Below are 20504 nucleotides of genomic sequence, written 5' to 3'. Positions count from 1 at the left end.
AGCACTCACTCCTTCCTACTCTGCATCAGACCCGTTGTCATCGCTGTCATCATGGGAATCGTCCAGATCCATGTTCCCGATATCGGCAATCACATCGAAGTCGCTGCCTTCCGGTTGGTCTTCATCCGGGCTCAGTTCTTCTTCTCCGCTCTGGGCAGGGTTCTCTTCCCCTACATTGGCCGCGGTATGGGGAGCCTTATTGGCCATATCCATATCCAGTTCTCTGGCGATATCACCCATTCCGATATCTTCGTCTTCGTCATCCAGATCGATTTCATCATCGTCTTCATCCAGTACCTGGATATCCAGACCGATGCTCTGCATTTCTTTCACCAATACCTTGAAGGATTCAGGCACACCCGGTTCCGGGATGTTCTCGCCTTTTACGATGGCTTCATAGGCTTTCACACGGCCTACCACGTCATCGGACTTCACGGTAAGGATTTCCTGCAGGGTGTAAGCGGCCCCATAGGCTTCCAGGGCCCACACTTCCATTTCCCCGAATCTCTGGCCGCCGAACTGGGCTTTACCACCCAAAGGCTGCTGGGTAACCAGGGAGTACGGACCGGTGGAACGAGCGTGGATCTTATCAGCGACCAAATGGTGGAGCTTCAAGTAATAGATACAGCCTACGGTGACCGGGTTGTCGAAGGGTTCCCCGGTACGGCCGTCATACAACGTGGTCTTCCCGCTGGGATCCACACCGGCCAGCTGCAGGGTCTTTTCCATGTCATCTTCCCGGGCGGAATCGAACACAGGCACTGCCACGGGCACTGCATGGTCCACAGTTTCCGGCATGCCGTATTTATCCACATCATAGCCGGCTTCTTTCAGTTCGCCAGCCAGTTTCGGGTCTCCAGATTCGATCCGCATGCCCAGGGCACAGGCAGCCCAGCCCAGATGGGCTTCCAGGATCTGCCCGATGTTCATACGGGAAGGCACGCCCAGAGGGTTCAGCACGATCTGGACCGGTTCCCCGTTGGGCAGGAACGGCATATCTTCTCGAGGCATGATCCGGGAAACGACACCCTTGTTCCCGTGACGGCCTGCCATCTTGTCTCCTTCACTGATCTTCCGTTTCTGGACAATGTGGACCCGTACCTGTTTGCTCACGCCAGGGGGCAGTTCATCGCCGTTCTCCCGGGTGAAGATCTGCACGCTGACGATGATCCCGGATTCCCCATGGGGTACCCGCAGGGAGCTGTCCCGGACTTCCCGTGCCTTTTCGGCAAAGATGGCCCGGATCAGCCGTTCTTCCGCACTCAGTTCCGTTTCCCCTTTGGGGGTGACTTTCCCAACCAGGATATCCCCAGGGCGGACTTCCGCACCGATGCGGATGATCCCGTCTTCATCCAGATCCTTCAGGGCTTCTTCCGAAACGTTGGGGATATCCCGGGTGATCTCTTCCGGCCCCAGTTTCGTATCCCGGGCGTCGCAGTTGTATTCTTCGATATGGATGGAAGTGAAGACGTCTTCCTTCACCAAATCCTCGCTGAGGAGTACAGCGTCTTCGTAGTTGTAGCCTTCCCAGGGCATATAGGCGGCAATGGCGTTACGGCCCAAGGCCAGTTCGCCGTGATCCGTAGCAGGCCCGTCAGCCAGGACCTGGCCTTCTTCCACCTTGTCTCCCTTGAAGACGATGGGTCGCTGGTTCACGCAGGTGCTCTGGTTGGAGCGTTTGAATTTCAGTACATTGTATTCATCCACACCGGCGCCGTCGGCACGGGTAACGATGATCTTGTCGCCGCTGACGTATTTCACCGTCCCGGCGTGTTTGGCCAGGATGCAGACACCGGAGTCCACGGCCACTTTGTATTCCATCCCAGTCCCGACCACAGGAGCTTTGGGATTCAGCAGAGGCACTGCCTGCCGCTGCATGTTAGCCCCCATCAGAGCACGGTTGGCATCGTCGTTTTCCAGGAAAGGAATCAGGGCTGCAGCGATGGACATAACCTGTTTCGGGGATACGTCCATGAAATCTACCCGGCTGGGCGGAATGGACAGTACGTCGTTCCGTTCCCGGCAGGTTACGTGGCTGTTGACGAAGGTCCCGTCATCATTCAAGGGTTCGTTGGCCTGTGCCACGATGTAATTGTCTTCTTCGTCTGCCGTCATGTAGACGATTTCATTGGTGACCTTGCAGGTCTTCTTGTCTACTTTCCGATAAGGAGTTTCAATGAAGCCATACCGGTTCACCACCCCGTAGGCAGCCAGAGATCCGATCAGGCCGATGTTGGGGCCTTCAGGGGTTTCGATAGGACACATACGGCCATAGTGGGAAACGTGCACGTCACGGACTTCATAACCGGCTCTTTCCCGGGACAAACCGCCAGGCCCCAGGGCGGACAGACGGCGTTTGTGGGTCAGTTCCGCCAGAGGGTTGTTCTGGTCCATGAACTGAGACAGCTGGCTGCTGCCGAAGAATTCCTTCACAGCGGCCACCACTGGACGGATGTTGATCAGTGCCTGAGGCGTGATCACATCGGCATCCTGGAGGGTCATCCGTTCCCGGATCACCCGTTCCATACGGCTCAGACCGATCCGGAACTGGTTCTGGAGCAGTTCCCCTACGCAACGGACACGCCGGTTGCCCAGATGATCTATGTCGTCCTTGCCTTCCATGCCGTCGATCACATTCAGCAGATAAGCAAAGGAAGCGATCACATCGGCGGGCGTAATGACCCGGACGGAAGCATCGATATCTTTGGTGACAATGATCCGTTCCGGTTTTTCCTGGTATTTCACCCAGACTTCTGCATAGCCGGGCTGGCTGTAGATGCCGCTCTGCTCGATCTTATCGATTTCTTCATCCCCGATGATGGTACCGGCCGGCAGGACCACTTCGCCCTGGCTGCCGTCAGGATTTTCAAAAGCGATGGGAGAAGTCAGTTCCTTACCCAGAAGACGCTGGCGCCAACCCAGTTTCTTATTGACCTTATAGCGGCCCACATTGGCCAGATCATACCGCCGGTTGTCAGAGAAGATGTTCTTGATCAGCTGGGCGGCATTTTCCAAGTTGGCCGGTTCGCCCGGACGCAGTTTCCGGTAGATTTCCAGCAGGGCATCGTCTTCATTTTTGGTGGTATCCTTGGCCAGAGTCGCTACCAGGAAAGGATGTTCCCCGAAGGTCCGGATGATATCATCATTGGTAGGCAGCCCCATGACACGGAGCAGTGCTGTAGCCGGCAGTTTCCGGGTCCGGTCCACACGGGCGTAGATGATGTCGTTCAGGTCGGTTTCATATTCGATCCAGGCACCCCGGTTGGGGATCACCGTGGTCCCATAGAGGAATTTCCCCATGGGATCCATGTCTTTGGCGTAATAGACTCCGGGAGACCGGACCAGCTGGCTGACGATGACCCGTTCCGCCCCGTTGATGACGAAGGTCCCGGTATCGGTCATCAGAGGGAAATCCCCCATGAAGACAGTGGATTCCTTGATTTCTCCCGTATCCTTATACAACAGACGGACATCTACATTCAGGGGTGCTGCATAGGTGGCATCTTTTTCCTTGCAGGTCTCGATGTCATACTTAGGGTCCCCAATGGTGAAGTTTTCAAAACTCAGTTCCAGGTTATCCGTAAAATCCTTGATGGGAGAAACATCCTTGAAAACGTCGTGCAGTCCTTCTCTTATGAACCACTCATAAGATTTTCTCTGCAGGTCGATCAAATGAGGCATTTTCAGGACTTCTTTGATCCGCGCATAACTGTACCGGATGCGGTCGCCATTATGTACCGGCTTAAACATGTGGTCTCTCACTCCTTTTCTCTAGGCAGGTATTCGAAGAAAGTACTAAGAATCTATTACACAAAAAAAACAAGGCAGTCAACACAATCAAGATTGATCAGCCTTGTATCCTGCAATGTCTCTCAGTCAGCATTTCGTGCTCCTCTCCTCACTTGAGCGGGAACGCGATGTCCAACCACTGAGCACTCGCGAAACCTATATATCCTGCTTTAGCAAACTTCATGGACGATAATTATATCATATAATATGGTTTTTTTCTATTTTAATATGTAAACTTTATGTGAAATTTTAGCAGAATTTTCTTCCATCCCTGACCAGCCCGTTCCATTCTGGATGATCCAAGGCCAAACGGATCACTGTGACCAATCCATAGTTGGAATTGAACCGATAAAAGATCAGGAACCGGCCACTTGGATAACATCGGATCCCCTCCAGATCCAGGAGGGAATCCCGGGCATTGGCCGCTAGTTTCGGAGAGTCTTCCAATACCAGGAGCACTCGATCCAACTCGTCCAATTCTGCCTGGTTGCAGCTTCCTTCCGCCTTCTTCCGGTCCCGCAGGGCCTCACAAGTCAGCACCAGGCTGCCCTGTACATCTGGCAGATCTTCCTGTTCCAGGCTTTTCAGGCCCTGGGCAGCAAAGGCCCTCACCTGTTCCCGCATGGTCTCGTCCATTACCGTTCCTCCGAATTTCCGTAAAAAGAGGGCTGCCGCTAAACGACAGCCCTCTTGCTCTTTATGCTTCGGCTTCCACCGGGTAAACGCTGATCGTACGACGATCTTTGCCCCATCTTTCGAAAGCAACCTTGCCGGCTACTTTTGCATAGATGGTGTAGTCTTTACCCATACCAACGTTCTGGCCCATGTGGAAACGGGTGCCGCGCTGACGGACGATGATGGAACCTGCGGTTACCAGCTGACCGTCATGGGCTTTGGTCCCCATGCGCTGTGCGTTGGAGTCACGGCCGTTGTGGGTAGAACCGGACCCTTTCTTATGAGCGTGTAATTGAAGGATTAATTCGAACACGATGTTCACCTCCTGTGTTCCTTGATCATAAGGTAATCCTGGGAATACGTCTTCTGGAGATGGCGCAGGCCGCAGACCATGGTCTTCAGCACTGCATCCGTCTTTGCATCCGGCTCATCCACCAGTCTTACCGCCAGGCTGCCGTCTTCCTGGTCAATGGTGTAATCCACCTTCCGATGGAGCACTTCATTGAGGCCATTGGCGGCCACCTGGGTATTCAGGGATACAGCATAACATACTTCATCGAACCCTTCCGGGCTGTACTCCGCATGTCCCGATACTCTGTACCGCCTGATCCTGCCATGCCGATTGTAGTAGATATCTACGGCAATCATGGCTTATGCTTCGATAGAAGTGATTTCAACCTGGGTGAAAGGCTGACGATGACCCTGGCGTTTCCGATAGTTGGATTTTGCTCTGTATTTGAAAACAAAGATCTTATCGGCTTTGCCCTGTTTAGCGACCTTAGCGGTCACTTTGGCGCCGGCTACGGTAGGAGCCCCTACTTTCACATCGCCATCGTTGACAACCGTCAGGACTTCGTCAAAAACGACTTCCTGGCCTTCTTCAACGTTCAGTTTTTCAACGTTCAGTACATCGCCTTCGCTGACGCGGTACTGTTTGCCACCTGTACGGATAATAGCGTACATATTCTGCACCTCCCTCATTCCAAGACTCGCCGAATACGGTAACTCCTTCCGGAGTTTTTCGGAACCTCTCCGGGCGGTAGTGCCAAATTCACATTCAGCCTTGCTAGTATACTATAAGACCGCCAAAAAAGCAAGTTTTTCTTTGGGATCTCCCTTTCCCCTCCCGGAAACAGGAACTTTTTTCTGTATGCCTGGAAGGGGAAACATGCTATAATAATTGAATTGCAAACCTAAGAAAGGTCGTGAGAATCAAAGATGAAAGAAATGATCCGTCTGGTGGGGATCACCAAGGAATTTGAAGGAGAACTGATCATCCCCACTCTCAATCTGACTATCTGCGACGGGGAATTCGTAACCCTTTTAGGCCCCTCCGGCTGCGGGAAGACCACCATGCTGCGCATGATCGCCGGTCTGGAAACGCCCACGGCAGGCCATATTTTTTTGGACAACGAAGATGTCACCCAACTGGCGCCCTATAAACGGGATGTGAACATGGTGTTCCAACACTATGCCCTTTTCCCTCATATGACAGTGGAAGAAAATATCCGTTTCGGGCTGCTGATGAAGAAAGTCCCCCGCAAAGAACAGCAGAAACGGATCGCTGATGTGCTGCATCTGACCCAGCTGGAAGCGCTCCGGTACCGGAAGCCCCAACAGATGAGCGGCGGACAGCAGCAGCGCGTAGCCATTGCCCGGGCCCTGGTCAACAATCCCAAAGTCCTGTTGCTGGACGAACCATTGGGTGCCCTGGACTACAAACTGCGGAAGACCATGCAGCTGGAACTGCGGAATCTGCAGCAGCGGCTGGGCATCACTTTCATCTACGTCACCCACGATCAGGAAGAAGCCCTCACCATGAGCGATCGGGTCATCATCGTAAACGGTGGCCGGATCGAACAGGACGATCCTCCAGCCAGAATCTATCAGTATCCCCGGAGCCGGTTCGCCGCCAGCTTCATCGGAGAAAATAACTTTTTCCCTCTTCCGGATGATGATAGCCGGCTGCTGTCCGTGCGGCCCCAGTTCATCAATGTGTGTGCCCTGGACGGTAGGGAAAGTCAGGGCACAAAACCTTTCTACACCGGGACCATCGAGCAGATCCTGTTCTGCGGGACCTTCGACAAACTGTTCATCCGCTTGGACGATTCCCGGGAAATGGTCACAGCCTACCAATATTATGAAGACTATCGGAAATGGTCCGTGGAAGACCGGGTAGGGATCTGGTGGAACACCCAAGACGGTGTCCAGGTGACGAAATGAAGCGGGGGAAACTGCTGGTACTGCCAGCTATGGGATGGCTGGGGCTTTTCTTTGCCCTGCCGCTCCTGATTGTGGTGGTGGTCTCCTTCGCCTCCCGTACAGCCTATGGCCAGGTGGTTTTTCAATGGAACCTGGCCAACTATCTCCGTTTTCTAGAACCCTTGTATCTGAAGATCTTTGTCTTCACCCTGGGCACCGCTTTTGTCACCACCCTCTGGACCTTTGCCATGGGTTACCCGGTTGCCTATACCATTGCCATGATCCTGCCCAAAAAATGGCAGCAGGCCGGGATCATCCTGGTGATGATCCCTTTCTGGATCAACTTCCTGATCCGTTCCTATTCCTGGGTCATCATCCTCCGGGCCCAGGGACTGGTCAATACCTTCCTGCTCCATTTCGGCTTCATCGAGAAGCCTCTGGGACTGCTGTACAACAATACCGCCGTTCTCCTGGGGATGGTCTATGGTCTGCTTCCCTTCATGGTCCTTCCCATCTATGTTTCCCTGGAACAGATGGACAAACGGCTGCTGGAAGCGGCCAGCGACCTGGGAGCCTCCCCCTTCACGGCCTTCCGGAAAATCACTCTGCCACTCACCCTGCCCGGAGTGGCAGCCGGTTCCATCCTGGTGTTCATTTCCTCCCTGGGGATGTTCGTAGTCCCGGATATCATGGGCGGTGCCAAAAGCTCCCTCATGGGCAATGTGATCCAGAACCAGTTCCTGGCTGCCCGTGACTGGCCCTTCGGCTCAGCCCTTTCCATCATCCTGGCACTGCTATCCCTGGTGATGATCATTCTGTATTACAAGGCTTTGGAAGCCCAGAAAGGAGGAAAACGTCATGAAGAAAAACTGGCGTAGCGCCACTTTGGTAGCTTATTCCCTGGCCATCCTGGCCTTTTTATACCTGCCCCTCCTGATCCTTTCCCTGTATTCCTTCAATGATTCCCGGATCAACGCAGTATGGACCGGTTTTACCTTAAAATGGTACATCTCCCTGCTCCATAACGACCGGGTGCTGGAAGCCCTGGGCAACAGCCTGCTGATTGCCGCCATCACCACTGTGGTCACTACGGTCATGGGCACCCTGGCAGCCCTGGCGCTCCACCGCTACCAGTACCGCTGCAAACTGCTGATCAACAGCCTGCTGTACCTGCCCATCTTGATTCCGGAAATCGTCATGGGGCTTTCCCTGCTGGTACTCTTTTCTCAAGTGGGGATCCCCTTGGGACGGCCAACGCTGATCATCGCCCACATCACCTTCTGCATCTCCTTTGTGATCATTACCGTAGGTGCCCGGCTGGAAGGCTGCCGGCAGGACCTGGAAGAGGCGGCCAGCGATCTGTACGCTACGCCTTGGCAGGCCTTCCGGTATGTGACCTTTCCCATGATCCTGCCCGGGATCGTCGCCGGTGCCCTGATGGCTTTCACCCTGTCCATCGATGATTTCGTCATCAGCTTCTTTGTGGCCGGTCCCAATTCCACCACCCTGCCCCTCTACATCTACGCCATGGTCAAGAGAGGGATTTCTCCCCAGATCAACGCCCTCTCCACCTGCATGATGCTGGTCACCATCTCCCTGGTAGTGGTTTCCCAGCTGCTGCAGAAGCGGGGCTACCACTCTTCCCGAAAGGACTGATGCTGCGTGAAAAAGATCCAATGGCTGTGCTGCCTCGTTTTGACTCTCCTGCTGTTCATGACCGCCGGCTGCGGCGAAGAAAAGAAACAGCCGGAAGAAGGGAAGCATGTCCTGAACCTGTTCAGCTGGGCCGATAATTTCGACCCGGAAGTCATCAAGGCTTTTGAAAAGAAATATAACTGCAAAGTCAACTACGACGTCTTTGCCAACAACGAAGAACTGTTAGCCAAGCTCCAGGCAGGAGGCGCCCAGTATGATCTGATCCAGCCTTCCGACTACATGGTCTCCACCATGATCAAGCTCAACCTGCTGGAAAAGCTGGATAAAAAGGCCATCCCCAATACGAAGAACATGATGGACAATCTCCAGCATCCCCAGTTCGATCCTACGGGCGAATATTCTGTAGTCTACACCTGGGGGATGACGGGAATCGTCTATAACAAAAAATATGTGAAGACCCCGCCTTCCTCCTGGAATGATTTATGGGACCCGGAATACAAGGGACGGGTCATCCTCCTCAACGACAGCCGGGAAGTCATCGGCATGGCCCTAAAGAAAAACGGATGGTCCAATAATTCCACTGATCCGGAACAACTGAAAAAAGCCTTCCAGGATCTGGAAAAACTGGTCCCCAATATCCTGGCCTACGATACGGACGGCCTCAAACAGAAATTCATCGCCGAAGAAGGCTGGATAGGGACCATGTGGTCCGGGGATGCCTCCTTCAGCTACAAGGAGAATCCCAACCTGGGCTTTGTGATCCCCAAGGAAGGGACTCTGGTCTGGGCCGATACCCTAGCCATCCCCAAAGGAGCCAAACACAAAGACCTGGCAGAGAAATTCATCAATTTCCTGTTCGATCCGGAAATCAGTGCCAAGAACTATGAAGCCATCGGCTACAACGATCCCAACAGCAATGCCCGGAAATACCATTCCAAGAAATATCTGGAGGACCCCATGCTGAACACCGCCATCACCCATCTGAAAGAGGGTGAATGGCTCCACGACATCGGGGATGGGATTACCCTGTACGACAAATATTGGACGGAACTGAAGACCATACGATAAAGGGGGGGTGTGAAAAATTCACACCCCCCTGTCACTGGTCTCTTGTCACAGGTCTCTGGACGAGTGACCAAAAAGGTGCTGTAAAAAAATGATTTTTCACAGCACCTTTCCTTTGGCCCGAGACTCGTGACCCGAGGCTCGTGACCGGTGCCGCGTAGGCGGCACCTATTATTTTGCCTGGTTGTTCTTGACCTGCTTCACTTCTACAGGGATCATGTTCAGCGCCTGGAGTTCTGCCTTCTTGCCTTTGACACTGAAGACAAAGGTCACCTGCACATTAGGGGCTTTTTTGGCATCGCCGATATAGATCAGGCGGTCACCATCCATAAATTTATCCAGACGGACCAGCTTCAGGTTGCTGATGCCGCCCAGTTCTTCCGTCACGCCCTTTTTCATATTAGCCAGAGCAACTGCCGTGAAATTTTTCTGGAGAGCCGGAGAGAATCCGGTGGAAACTTCTGCCAGCTGTCCCTTGCCCTGGAGCAGTCCGAAGACCTTCGTCGTCGTTGCTTCTTCCTGGGCCAGCAGGTCACTGGCCGGGCTGGCAAAGCCCAGACTGGCCATACCCAGAGACATGACTGCCGTCAGCATCATGATGATTTTTTTCATATCCAATCCATCCTTTCCGTATATCAGATATTGTCTTTCCCGATCCGTTCCATGGCTTCTTTGGTGCCTTCATGGGTCCCGAACGCACTAAGCCGCAGATAGCCTTCGCCCATGGTGCCGAAACCGGCGCCAGGAGTCCCTACGATGGCCAGGTCGTTCAGCAGATGGTCGAAATAGTCCCAGCTGCCCATGTCGTTGGGGCATTTCACCCACACATAGGGAGAATAGACACCGCCATAATAGGTGTATCCTTTCTTATCGAAGGTTTCCATCATCATCCGGGCATTTTCCCGATAATAGGCCAGCATTTCTCCGCATTCCTTTTCGCCCACGGGGGACATGGCGGCTTCCGCTCCTCTTTGGACAATGTAGTTCACCCCATTGAACTTGGTAGTCTGGCGGCGGAGCCACATTTTGTTCAGGCTCAGTTCCTGTCCTTCCGGTGTCTTCCGGGTTAGCTGCAGCGGCACTACGGTATATCCGCAGCGAGTTCCGGTGAACCCAGCGGTCTTGGAGAAGGAGCACAGTTCAATGGCGCAGTCTTTAGCCCCCGGAATCGCAAAAATGCTCCGCGGTACATCCGGATTGGTAATGAAAGATTCATAAGCTGCATCGTACAGGATGATGGCGTCATTCTTCCGGGCGTAGTCCACCCATTCCTTCAGCTGTTCTTTGCTATAGGCAGCCCCCGTGGGGTTGTTGGGAGAACACAGATAGATGATGTCCGCTTTGACAGCCGGGTCCGGCATGGGCAGGAACCCATTTTCTGGGGTTCCGTTCATGTACAGGATCTTACGGCCCCGCATCACATTGGTATCCACATAGACCGGATACACTGGATCCGGGACCAGGACCACATTGCTGTCATCAAACAGATCCGTGATGTTGCCACAGTCGCTCTTGGCCCCGTCACTGACGAAGATTTCTTTGACATCAAGTTCAACGCCATGCCGGGCGTAATATTTCTGGATGGCTTCCTGGAGGAATCCATAGCCCTGTTCCGGACCATACCCTCTGAAGGTTTCTTTATGTCCCATTTCTTCCACAGCCTTTGCCATGGCAGCGATGACGGAGGGGGCCAACGGGAGCGTTACATCTCCAATGCCCATCTTGATGATTTTCTTTTCTGGGTGTGCCTCACTGAAAGCCCTTACCCGTGCAGCAATATCTGCAAACAGGTAGCTTTCCTTCAACTTTGCAAAATTTCCATTCACTAAGGCCATATCTGATTCTCCTTTAATGCAAAACGATGTATTCCCCTGTGGAACCTTTATTTATTGTAAAGTAGGCTCAGAGGAATGTCAATTATTTCAACTTTTCTTCCAAAATTTCTTCCGGAATCTCGATTTCCCCTTCATAGACCGTAGTGGCAGGCCCCTTCAGTATCACCGCATCGTCTTCCCCGATACGGACCTGGAGCATGCCCCCTTTGGCTTCCACTTTCAAGAATTGACCGCGGGTTCCCGCTTTCCCCAGGACCACGCAGGTATACCCTACAGCACAGGCCCCCGTACCGCAAGCCCAGGTTTCTCCGCTGCCCCGTTCCCAGACCCGGAACTTCACATAGTTTCCATCCACCACCTGGACAAATTCCACATTGGTCCTTTCAGGAAAGAGGGGTGAATTTTCGATGATCCGTCCCACGGCTTCCACCGGGGCTGTCTCCACATCCTCCACGAAGCAGACAAAATGAGGATTTCCCATGGAGACTGCGGTTCCCCGGACTGTCAGAGACGTGCCATCCGGCCGGGTGAACGTCACAGGCTGATCCACACAAGTCCCTGCCGGCCAATCCATGGGCAAAGAAGATACCTGTGTATCAGCTTTCCCCATATCCACTTCCGCCAGGACCACTTTGCCATCCTGTACTGTCATTTGGATAGTCTTGATGCCTCCCAGCGTCTCCAGGGTGATGGTATCCTTCTGGGTCAAGCCTTTGTCATAGACATATTTGGCGATGCACCGGGACCCGTTCCCGCACATTTTCCCTTCCGATCCATCCAGATTGAACATCCGCATCCGAAAATCGGCTTTTTCTGAAGGACAGATGCAGATCAGCCCATCAGACCCTATGCCAAACCTCCGTGGACTGATGTATTCCGAAATTTTCTCCGGATTGGGCAGCATCCGATCCATACAATCCACATAGACATAATCATTGCCGCAGCCATGCATTTTGGTGAATTTCATTTTCATGGAGTTCTCCCCCTCATCTTCTATTGAATCTTCATTATATCATGAAAGCCCCGGCTCTGCACGGGTAGGGGGTTACCTAAAAGTGCCTTCTTTTATTTTTGCAGAAGTTATGGTAAGCTAACCAAAACAAAGGAGGCTGTTTAGCTATGATGAAGAAAAAATTACTCACCCTTTCCCTGGGACTGCTGCTGTGTGGGATACTGCCGGGCGTTGCTGGCGCGGCTCCCCATTTCAAGAACAACAAAGAACTGGCTGCCTATTTCTGGAACCAGATCTTCAATGAACACCATCCAGAAGTCATTGACCAACTGACGGGCGATCACTATATTCAGCACAACCCTGGCTTTAAAGACGGGAAAGAGGCTTTTAAGGAAGGCGTTACCGGATTCCTGAAGGAATTCCCGGAAAGCACCGCAGAAATCAAGCACATGGGGGCAGATGGGGACCTGGTATTCATCCACAACCACATCAAACTGAACGCCCAGGACCGTGGCCAGGCGGCCGTGGATATTTTCCGGGTCAAAAAGGGCAAAGTCGTGGAACACTGGGATGTGATCCAGGATATCCCGGAAAAAGCAGAAAACAACAATACCATGTTTTAAAAAGAGGGGATGTTGCTCATGCAACATCCCCTCTTTTCATCCCAAACAGCGGTCCACCCACTGATTGATCTGTTCCATGACCTGGACAAGCTGTTCTCCTTCTGGAGAAAGACGGTATTCCACCATTCCGGAAGGATCATCCTCCTCCCGCCGTTCCACCAGATGATTCCGTTCCAAGATCCGCAGATTCTCCGTCAGGACCTTAGCGCTGATGCCCGCCAAGGTCCGCTGGAGTTCCCGGAAATGGCAAGGATGGGTGGCCAGGGCCAGCAGCAGGTCCGTCCGCCACTTCCCCTTCAGGACCGCCATGAAACAATCAAAGGGACAGTCATAGGCTTTTCCATCAAAATGCACCATCCGCACTTTCCCTCCTTTCCCAGACACTCTTCCCTTATCCCTCTGCACTCGTCACTCTTCACTTTTCCCCACCGTCACTGTATCCACTAGTGTCCCGTCCGGCAGGAAGCACTGGATTTCCAGGGAATCTTCCTTCTTTTCCAGTACCAGATAATTGTCCGTTTCCGGCTGGGGTGCCACGGTCAGATCCAGGGGATGACGCTTCCAGAGGCCGGGGTACCGGACATCCCCGGCCACTCCGGTGATCACATAGGCAGGGCCCCGGTCCGCCCGCTGGAAGTCATAGATCCTTCCCCGGTTCCGGTAGGTGTGGAGATGGGCGCTGAGCACCAGATCCACCCCATACTGGTCGAAGAGGGGCATCCATTCCCGTCCTTCTTCTGAAAAACCTTCTGCCCGCTCCCGTCCCGGCCGGGTTTCCGGATTGAACCCATACTGGAGGGGATCCTTGTGCATCAGGACAATGTTCCAGTTTTTCCGGTTCCGAGCCATGTCTTCCTGGAACCATTCCTGCTGGTCTCGTGTCAGATCAGGTTCCCACTCTTTCAGCTCCGTGTTTTGGGTGTTGAGCACCACGAAATGCACATCCCCTACGGTAAAGGAATAGAACTGATTCCTATATTTTTCCCGGCCATTGTCCGGCAGGGAGAACCGGTGGAGATACCCTTCCGGCATCCGCACCTTCCAATTGAGGTCATAGGTCTCATGGTTCCCCATGATAGGAGCCACAGGGATTTTCTCCGCCATAGGTTCCACCACCCCGAACCAGGCGTTCCACTGGCTGCTGTCTTCTCCGTTGTCCACCAGGTCCCCCATGTTCACAAAGAAACTGGCATCCGGGTTCCGCTGCCAAGCAGGCTGGGCGGTAGTCTTCCACACGCTGTAATCCGCTGACTGGGAATCTGGGAAAATCAGTGCCTTGAACGTATGGCCAGCAAAAGCTTTCAGAGCCATCCATTCCGTAGCCTTTTTCCCCACCCGGATCCGGTACTCATAGCTCTGCCTCGGTTCCAGCTTATCCAGACGGGCAGTATAGACCCATGTGGTCTTCCCTCCGTCCGTAAACTTTTCTTTCTCCACGGGAACAGTCTCCATGCCATCCTTTCCTGTTTGCCGATATTCCAGTACCGGCTCTTTTACCTCATAATCCGACTGACACTGGATCACCCGGCTCCGGGAAGGATCCGCCGTCATCACCTGCCGGATATCCCGAGCCTCCACCTGGTCCAACAGGTCATAATGGATAGCTGCTCCTCGGGCCTGGTCCAGCTTCCCCAGGGCCCAGGTCCGGAACCAAGGCGAAAGATGCCAGCTCCCGGCCAGCAGGGCTCCCAGCAGTACCAAGATCCCCATCAGGATCTGTCCTTTTTTTATGGAAACGTTCTTTTCCACCGTACTTTTCACTCCTTTTGTTGCACTACTTGTCTCTATATAGCATAAAAGATTGGCTGCCGCAATACAAATACTTTATGGTCATGGGATTTTATACGGAAACAGTATACTGGCCAAAAGAGTGAAAAGCAACTGAGAAAATTCAGGCTTTCCAAATATACGCCCATGGGGTATAATGTCCTTATATGAATTCTTAGTATCTCAGGAGGATTTTCATGAAGAACCTGCAAAAACAGCTCCGGGCCGCCATTGTCCAGGCTGCCCCCATTCTCTTCAATAAAAAAGCCACCCTGGAGAAGGTGGTCCGGCAGATCCAAGAAGCCTCCGCCTATGGAGCGGAGCTCATTGTATTCCCGGAATCTCTGGTACCCTGCTATCCCTACGGGCTGACTTTCGGCTTTACTGTAGGCAGCCGGAAGGAGGAAGGCCGGAAGGATTGGAAATTGTATTACGACAATGCGGTCCTGATACCGGATGACACGGTGTCTCTGGCAGCTGCCGCCAAAAAGGCCCGGGCCTGGGTCAGCATCGGCGTCACCGAACGGGATCCGGTGAACTGCTCCCTGTACTGCACCAATCTGGTCTTCTCTCCGGAAGGGAAACTGGCTTCCGTCCACCGGAAGATCAAACCCACCGGTTCCGAACGATACATCTGGGCGGATTCCCACGTGCCGGAAACCTACTTCCCGGTGGTGGATACCCCCTGGGGTAGGATGGGCAGCCTGATCTGCTGGGAAAACTACATGCCCCTGGCCCGAGTGGCCCTGTACCAGAAAGGGATTTCCCTGTACCTGGCACCCAACACCAACGACAATCCGGAATGGCAGGACACCATCCGGCATATTGCCATTGAAGGCCACTGCTATGTATTCAATGTGGACCAATACTTCACCCGGGACATGTATCCGGCTGATTTGCTCGAACAGGACGAAATCGGCCGGTTGGATGACATTGTGTGCCGGGGCGGCAGCTGCATCATCGACCCCTACGGCCACTGTGTGACGGAACCGGTCTGGGACAGGGAAGCCATTGTGTATGCGGATCTGGACATGGACAAAGTCCCCATGAGCCGAATGGAATTCGATGCCACCGGCCACTACACCCGGCCGGATATCCTGGAACTGAAAGTCCATGACGGGAAAGACCGTTGACAAAACCGGGAAAACATCCTATACTGCAGCTAACAAATTTAAATTTATCAATATGAAAGGAGGCTGGGTTATGGAAAATCTAGGGGGAACGGCCCGCCTGTTCAAGGCTTTGGCCGATGAAAACCGGCTCCACATCCTGGAACTGCTCCAGCGGGGTGAACGGTGCGCCTGTGTGCTGCTGGAAAACCTCCATCTGTCCCAGCCCACCCTTTCCCATCATATGAAGATCCTGTGCGACGCAGGCTTTGTCACTGGCCGGAAAGAAGGCAAATGGGTCTACTATACCCTGAACCACCAGGCTGCCGGAGAACTGGAGTCCCTGCTCCAGGAGCTGTTCCAGGAAAGGACCGCCGCAGAGCCTGATGACTGCCAGTGCTCCCGCTGCCGGTGATTATTTTTACCTTAACATATTGATGAATTTAAATCTGTAAATTTAGTAAGGAGTGATTTGTGATGGAAAGAAAACCGTACAGATATTTGAACAGGCCATGTGCTGCCCCACTGGACTTTGCGGCCCCTCCATCGATCCGGAGCTGCTGCGGATTTCTGCAGTCCTGGATACACTGAAAAAACAGGGGATTTCTGTGGAACGGTACAATCTCACCAGTGCGCCTCTGAAATTCATCCAGACAAAAACAGCAGCGGAATTTCTCCAAACCCATGGACCGGAAGAACTGCCCCTGATCCTGGCGGACGGGAAAATCTGGATGAACGGCCGCTATCCCACCAATGAGGAATTCGCCCGGATGCTGGATTTCGATCTGGCCCTGCTGGACGAAACCTCCGCCCCACAGGACAGTGGGAATGAAGAAACCAGCTGTTGCGGTGGCGGAGAAGAGCCGGCTGCCGGATCCAGTTGCTGCTGCGGCTCCGGCTCTTCCAGCTGCTGTCAGTGAAAAAAGGAGACCATGATGGAACTGTATGATCCTTTTGCCGCCATCCGCACCAAGTATGTGTTTTTTACCGGCAAAGGAGGGGTGGGAAAGACTTCCACCGCCTGTGCCACCGCCGTGGCCCTGGCTGATGCCGGCCAAAAGGTCCTGCTGATCAGCACGGACCCGGCGTCCAATCTCCAGGACATTTTTTCAGTGAAACAGGATGAAACCCCATCCCCCATTCCCGGCGCTCCCGGACTGTGGGCCGTAAACCTGGATCCCGTAAAAGCCGCAGCCCAGTACCGGGAACGTGTGGTGGCCCCCTATCGGGGCCTTCTTCCCCAGGTGGCCCTGCGGAACATGGAAGAGCAGCTGTCCGGATCCTGTACCATAGAAATCGCCGCTTTCAATGCCTTCACCGATTTCCTTACAGATCCGGAAACGGCATCCGTCTATGACCGGATCCTGTTCGATACGGCTCCTACCGGCCATACGCTGCGGATGCTCCAACTGCCTTCTGCCTGGAGCCAGTTCATCAGCACCAGTACCCACGGGGCCTCCTGTCTGGGACAGCTGTCCGGTCTGGAAGGCCGGAAGGCCCTGTACCGTAAGGCCGTGGAAACCCTGGCAGATCCTGACCGGACCACCCTTCTCCTGGTGACCCGTCCTGACCATTCTCCCATCCAGGAAGCAGCCCGTGCCTCTCGGGAACTGGCCAAACTGGGCATTGGTCACCAGCAGCTGATTGTCAACGGCCTGTTGGAAAAGACCGATGACCCCGTTGCCCGGGAACTTTTCACCAAGCAGCAGGCTGCTCTGGCCTCCCTGCCCAGCGAGCTGCAGGCTCTGCCTTCCTGGCAGATTCCTTTCCGGAGCTACAATGTAACCGGGCTGGACCATATCCGGGCGCTCCTGAAGGGGGAAATGGCCCCTGCTGCTGTGAAAGGAAAAGGATCCCCGACTCCCGTCCACACCCTCCAGGATGTGGCGGAAGATCTGGAGCAAAACCACCGGAAGGTCATCTTCACCATGGGCAAAGGCGGTGTAGGAAAGACCACGGTAGCTGCCTCTCTGGCCCTCCGCCTGGCCCGCATAGGGCATCAGGTGCTGCTGACCACCACGGATCCGGCCGGTCATCTCCAGGAAGTCCTGACTCAGACAGACCAGATCCAGTTGTGCCAGATCGACGAGCAGGCTGAACTCCGCCGCTACCAGCAGGAAGTCCTGGATCAGGCCCGGAAAAACGGGCTGAAAGAAGGAGATCTGGCCTACATCGAAGAAGACCTCCGGTCCCCCTGCACCCAGGAAATCGCCGTATTCCGGGCCTTTGCGGAAATCGTGGCCCGGGCCGGGAACCAGATCGTCATCATCGACACCGCCCCTACCGGCCATACCCTGCTGCTCCTGGAATCCACGGAAAATTACGACCAGGAAATCCGCCGGACCCGGGGCACCGTTCCTCCAGCCGTCCATCAGTTGCTTCCCCGGCTGAAGGGACCGGAAACTGAAGTGGTGATCGTAACCCTGCCAGAAGCCACTCCTGTCTATGAAGCCCTGCGTCTGAGGCCGATTTGAAGCGGACCTGTCTGTGCAGCCGTTGGTGGGTCATCAACCGGTGCTTTAGCCGGACTCCTGCCCAAAGCCCTCTGCTGAAGGCCAAAGCGGCTCAGGAGATTCCCTGGATCAACCAGGTGGCCGCCCATACCAGTGGCCATGCAGCTTTGATTCCCTGGAAGCCCGAGGAAATCAAAGGAAAGGTATTGGAATCCCTATGAAGAAGAAACCCATTGTCGCATTTCTCTGTATCCAGAATTCCTGCCGAAGTCAGCTGGCCGAAGCTTTTGGACGCCATTTGGCAAACGAGACCTTCACCAGTTGTTCCGCCGGGACCCAGCCTGCAGCACAAATCAATCCTGCCACTCAACGGCTGCTGAAAGAGTACTACCAGATTGATATGGAGGGAGAAGGGCAGTATTCCAAGGGACTGGACAGTCTGTCTTCTGTGGATGTAGCTGTGACCATGGGCTGTGGGGTACAATGCCCCATGCTGCCCGGAGTCAGGATCATCAGTTGGGAGATTCCCGACCCTGCCGGTAACTCTGACAAGACCTTCCTCGCTGTCATGGAACTCATCCGAAAAAAAATCCTGGAACTTCAGGACCAGCTGAAAGGAGTCTATATGCAATGACTGAAGAAAAACAAGTGGGCATCAGCCCGTTCCAGAGATATTTTTCTCTTTGGGTATTCCTCTGCATGGTGGCTGGTGTACTGGTGGGCCATTTCCTGCCGGCTGTTCCCCGAGTCCTTGACCATTTACAGATTGACGGGATTTCCATACCCATTGCCATCCTGATCTGGATCATGATCTATCCCATGATGATGAAGGTGGATTTCCAGAGCATCCGTGAGGTAGGGCGCCATCCCAAAGGACTGTTTGTCACCTGGATCACCAACTGGCTGATCAAGCCCTTTACCATGTATGGTCTGGCTGCCTTCTTCTTTTATCATGGATTCCACGGATTCATTCCAGAGGAACTGGCCACCCAATATTTAGCCGGGACCGTTCTCCTGGGTGCAGCTCCCTGTACGGCCATGGTATTTGTATGGAGTACCCTGACCAAGGGAGATCCCGCTTATACGGTTGTCCAGGTAGCCACCAATGATCTGATCATCCTGGTGGCTTTTGTACCTATTGTCAAATACCTGCTGGGTGTATCCCATGTAACTGTTCCCTACAGCGTGCTGTTCCTGAGCATCTTCCTGTTCGTAGTGATTCCCCTGGCCGGAGGGATCCTGACCCGGATCAGCGTCATTCAACGGAAAGGTGCTGCTTATTTCAACCAGATCTTTGTCCATAAATTCGATCAGGCAACCACCTGGGGACTGCTGCTGACCCTGGTGATCATTTTCAGTTCCCAGGCCCAGGTAATCCTGTCCACTCCCTTCCACATCCTGCTGATTGCCATTCCCCTGGTGCTCCAGACCTATCTGATTTTTGCCATTGCCTATGGAGTCAGCAATCTGCTCCACCTGCCCCACAGCATTGCGGCCCCAGCCGGCATGATCGGTGCCTCCAACTTTTTTGAACTAGCCGTAGCCGTGGCCATTGCCCTGTTCGGAGTCACCAGCCCCGCCGCCCTGGCCACTACAGTAGGTGTGCTGACAGAGGTGCCGGTGATGCTGAGTTTGGTGAAAATAGCCAACAAATAAAGAACGAGGGTGTTGCACCGACGGTGCAACACCCTCGTTCGGTCAGCGGTCAGTCGTCAGCTGTCAACAGCCGATGGAAATCAATTTTTGCAAATTGATTTTGAAACAGCATAAACCGTAGGGGGCGCAGGCCCGGCGCCCCGCCCAACGCACAAATAATCAGCATCCAAACGGGCTGCCCGGCGTGCAGCCCCTACGGTTCCGAGTGACCGTTGACCATTGACATACACAAAAACGCCTGCATCTTTCGATGCAGGCCTTTTTCTTAACCGGCAGCTCCCTATCCTCCCGGACCGTTTCCAGTCGAGTACTTTCGGCGTATAAGGGCTTAACTGCTGTGTTCGGCATGGGAACAGGTGGATCCCCTTAGCTATCGCCACCGGATTTTCAATTGAAGGCATGAGCCCTCAAAACTTCATGAAGAGACTTTTTAGTTCATCGTTGTTCGTTGGTCGTTCATCGCTGAACCACCTTCGTCAATGGCCCGATTTAAGTCAAGCCCTCGACATATTAGTACAGGTCAGCTTAACATATTGCTACGCTTCCACACCCTGCCTATCAACCTGGTCTTCTTCCAGGTGTCTTACCAGCTTGCGCTGTGAGAGATCTCATCTTAAGGATGGTTTCACGCTTAGATGCTTTCAGCGTTTATCCGTTCCGGACGTAGCTACCCAACTATACCCTTGGCAGGATAATTGGTACACCAGCGGTCCGTCCACTCC

General features: G+C 53.8%; 20 protein-coding genes, 2 rRNA genes and 1 pseudogene. 11 read left to right on the top strand and 12 right to left on the bottom strand.

Annotated features, from left to right (window positions below; translation table 11 throughout):
- Window positions 1-15 precede the first annotated feature (15 nt).
- From rpoB to rplU, 5 genes are all read right to left on the bottom strand, one after another.
- On the bottom strand, window positions 16-3750 hold the full coding sequence (gene rpoB, locus ACTUHY_RS03395) for a DNA-directed RNA polymerase subunit beta (protein WP_442826594.1): 3735 nt from the start codon (window positions 3748-3750) through the stop codon (window positions 16-18).
- A 288-nt stretch (window positions 3751-4038) separates the two neighbouring features.
- Window positions 4039-4425, bottom strand: coding sequence for a hypothetical protein (locus ACTUHY_RS03390; protein ID WP_442826593.1), 387 nt, complete (start codon window positions 4423-4425; stop codon window positions 4039-4041).
- A gap of 61 nt (window positions 4426-4486) precedes the next feature.
- Entirely contained in the window at window positions 4487-4777 is a 291-nt protein-coding gene (rpmA, locus tag ACTUHY_RS03385) for a 50S ribosomal protein L27 (RefSeq protein ID WP_012937737.1), read from the bottom strand.
- A 5-nt stretch (window positions 4778-4782) separates the two neighbouring features.
- Window positions 4783-5112 carry a ribosomal-processing cysteine protease Prp gene (locus tag ACTUHY_RS03380; RefSeq protein WP_442826592.1) on the bottom strand — a complete coding sequence of 110 codons (330 nt, stop codon included), beginning with the start codon at window positions 5110-5112 and terminating at the stop codon, window positions 4783-4785.
- Between the two features lie 3 nt (window positions 5113-5115).
- The gene (gene rplU / locus ACTUHY_RS03375; protein WP_012937735.1) at window positions 5116-5427 is read right to left on the bottom strand and encodes a 50S ribosomal protein L21; all 312 of its coding nucleotides are present in this window, start codon (window positions 5425-5427) and stop codon (window positions 5116-5118) included.
- Between the two features lie 255 nt (window positions 5428-5682).
- On the opposite strand from rplU, the gene ACTUHY_RS03370 reads away from it, so the two are divergent.
- Genes ACTUHY_RS03370 through ACTUHY_RS03355 form a run of 4 tightly spaced genes read left to right on the top strand, consistent with a single transcriptional unit; the run spans window position 5683 to window position 9390 of the window.
- On the top strand, window positions 5683-6687 hold the full coding sequence (locus ACTUHY_RS03370) for an ABC transporter ATP-binding protein (protein ID WP_442826591.1): 1005 nt from the start codon (window positions 5683-5685) through the stop codon (window positions 6685-6687).
- Complete coding sequence (locus ACTUHY_RS03365; RefSeq protein WP_442826590.1) at window positions 6684-7544, top strand: ABC transporter permease; 861 nt, start codon at window positions 6684-6686, stop codon at window positions 7542-7544. Before ACTUHY_RS03370 ends, ACTUHY_RS03365 begins: the two co-directional genes overlap by 4 nt.
- Window positions 7525-8322 (top strand): ABC transporter permease, encoded by a 798-nt coding sequence (locus ACTUHY_RS03360; RefSeq protein WP_442826589.1) that lies wholly within the window; start codon window positions 7525-7527, stop codon window positions 8320-8322. Before ACTUHY_RS03365 ends, ACTUHY_RS03360 begins: the two co-directional genes overlap by 20 nt.
- 57 nt (window positions 8323-8379) lie before the next feature.
- Window positions 8380-9390, top strand: a complete 1011-nt coding sequence (locus ACTUHY_RS03355) for a polyamine ABC transporter substrate-binding protein (RefSeq protein WP_442826681.1) — start codon at window positions 8380-8382, stop codon at window positions 9388-9390.
- Window positions 9391-9558: 168 nt separating this feature from the next.
- Here the strand turns inward: ACTUHY_RS03355 and ACTUHY_RS03350 are convergent, their stop codons facing one another.
- The 3 genes from ACTUHY_RS03350 to dapF form a co-directional block, all read right to left on the bottom strand.
- Window positions 9559-9999 (bottom strand): hypothetical protein, encoded by a 441-nt coding sequence (locus ACTUHY_RS03350; protein ID WP_442826588.1) that lies wholly within the window; start codon window positions 9997-9999, stop codon window positions 9559-9561.
- A 23-nt stretch (window positions 10000-10022) separates the two neighbouring features.
- Complete coding sequence (locus tag ACTUHY_RS03345) at window positions 10023-11222, bottom strand: LL-diaminopimelate aminotransferase (protein ID WP_442826587.1); 1200 nt, start codon at window positions 11220-11222, stop codon at window positions 10023-10025.
- Between the two features lie 82 nt (window positions 11223-11304).
- Window positions 11305-12189 (bottom strand): diaminopimelate epimerase, encoded by an 885-nt coding sequence (gene dapF, locus ACTUHY_RS03340; protein WP_442826680.1) that lies wholly within the window; start codon window positions 12187-12189, stop codon window positions 11305-11307.
- A gap of 152 nt (window positions 12190-12341) precedes the next feature.
- On the opposite strand from dapF, the gene ACTUHY_RS03335 reads away from it, so the two are divergent.
- Window positions 12342-12797 (top strand): nuclear transport factor 2 family protein, encoded by a 456-nt coding sequence (locus ACTUHY_RS03335; protein ID WP_442826586.1) that lies wholly within the window; start codon window positions 12342-12344, stop codon window positions 12795-12797.
- Window positions 12798-12833: 36 nt separating this feature from the next.
- On the opposite strand, the gene ACTUHY_RS03330 is transcribed toward ACTUHY_RS03335, so the two are convergent.
- A complete protein-coding gene (locus ACTUHY_RS03330) occupies window positions 12834-13154 on the bottom strand; it encodes a winged helix-turn-helix transcriptional regulator (protein WP_442826585.1) in 321 nt (106 codons plus the stop codon).
- Between the two features lie 51 nt (window positions 13155-13205).
- A complete protein-coding gene (locus ACTUHY_RS03325; RefSeq protein ID WP_442826584.1) occupies window positions 13206-14546 on the bottom strand; it encodes a purple acid phosphatase family protein in 1341 nt (446 codons plus the stop codon).
- A 215-nt stretch (window positions 14547-14761) separates the two neighbouring features.
- Between ACTUHY_RS03325 and ACTUHY_RS03320 the strand changes: the two genes are divergently transcribed.
- The 6 genes and pseudogenes from ACTUHY_RS03320 to arsB all read left to right on the top strand — a co-directional run bounded on the left by ACTUHY_RS03320 (window position 14762) and on the right by arsB (window position 19782).
- Window positions 14762-15697, top strand: coding sequence for a carbon-nitrogen hydrolase family protein (locus ACTUHY_RS03320; protein WP_442826583.1), 936 nt, complete (start codon window positions 14762-14764; stop codon window positions 15695-15697).
- Window positions 15698-15767: 70 nt separating this feature from the next.
- Window positions 15768-16088: an ArsR/SmtB family transcription factor gene (locus tag ACTUHY_RS03315; RefSeq protein ID WP_442826582.1), complete on the top strand. Its 321-nt coding sequence runs from the start codon at window positions 15768-15770 to the stop codon at window positions 16086-16088.
- Window positions 16089-16140: 52 nt separating this feature from the next.
- Window positions 16141-16593: an arsenite efflux transporter metallochaperone ArsD gene (gene arsD, locus ACTUHY_RS03310; RefSeq protein ID WP_442826581.1), complete on the top strand. Its 453-nt coding sequence runs from the start codon at window positions 16141-16143 to the stop codon at window positions 16591-16593.
- A gap of 15 nt (window positions 16594-16608) precedes the next feature.
- Window positions 16609-18347 (top strand): annotated as a pseudogene (gene arsA / locus ACTUHY_RS03305) (arsenical pump-driving ATPase).
- Window positions 18344-18760 (top strand): arsenate reductase ArsC, encoded by a 417-nt coding sequence (locus ACTUHY_RS03300; protein ID WP_442826580.1) that lies wholly within the window; start codon window positions 18344-18346, stop codon window positions 18758-18760. Before arsA ends, ACTUHY_RS03300 begins: the two are co-directional and overlap by 4 nt.
- Window positions 18757-19782, top strand: coding sequence for an ACR3 family arsenite efflux transporter (gene arsB / locus ACTUHY_RS03295; protein WP_442826579.1), 1026 nt, complete (start codon window positions 18757-18759; stop codon window positions 19780-19782). Before ACTUHY_RS03300 ends, arsB begins: the two co-directional genes overlap by 4 nt.
- Before the next feature lie 267 nt (window positions 19783-20049).
- Here the strand turns inward: arsB and rrf are convergent.
- Window positions 20050-20166: ribosomal RNA gene (gene rrf, locus ACTUHY_RS03290) — 5S ribosomal RNA — on the bottom strand.
- 106 nt (window positions 20167-20272) lie between these two features.
- Window positions 20273-20504, bottom strand: a 23S ribosomal RNA gene (locus ACTUHY_RS03285); the annotation flags it as partial.

This window comes from Acidaminococcus nyctereutis (genome assembly GCF_052216985.1).
GTDB lineage: Bacteria > Bacillota > Negativicutes > Acidaminococcales > Acidaminococcaceae > Acidaminococcus > Acidaminococcus fermentans_A.
This window is presented reverse-complemented; position numbering and strand designations above follow the sequence as displayed.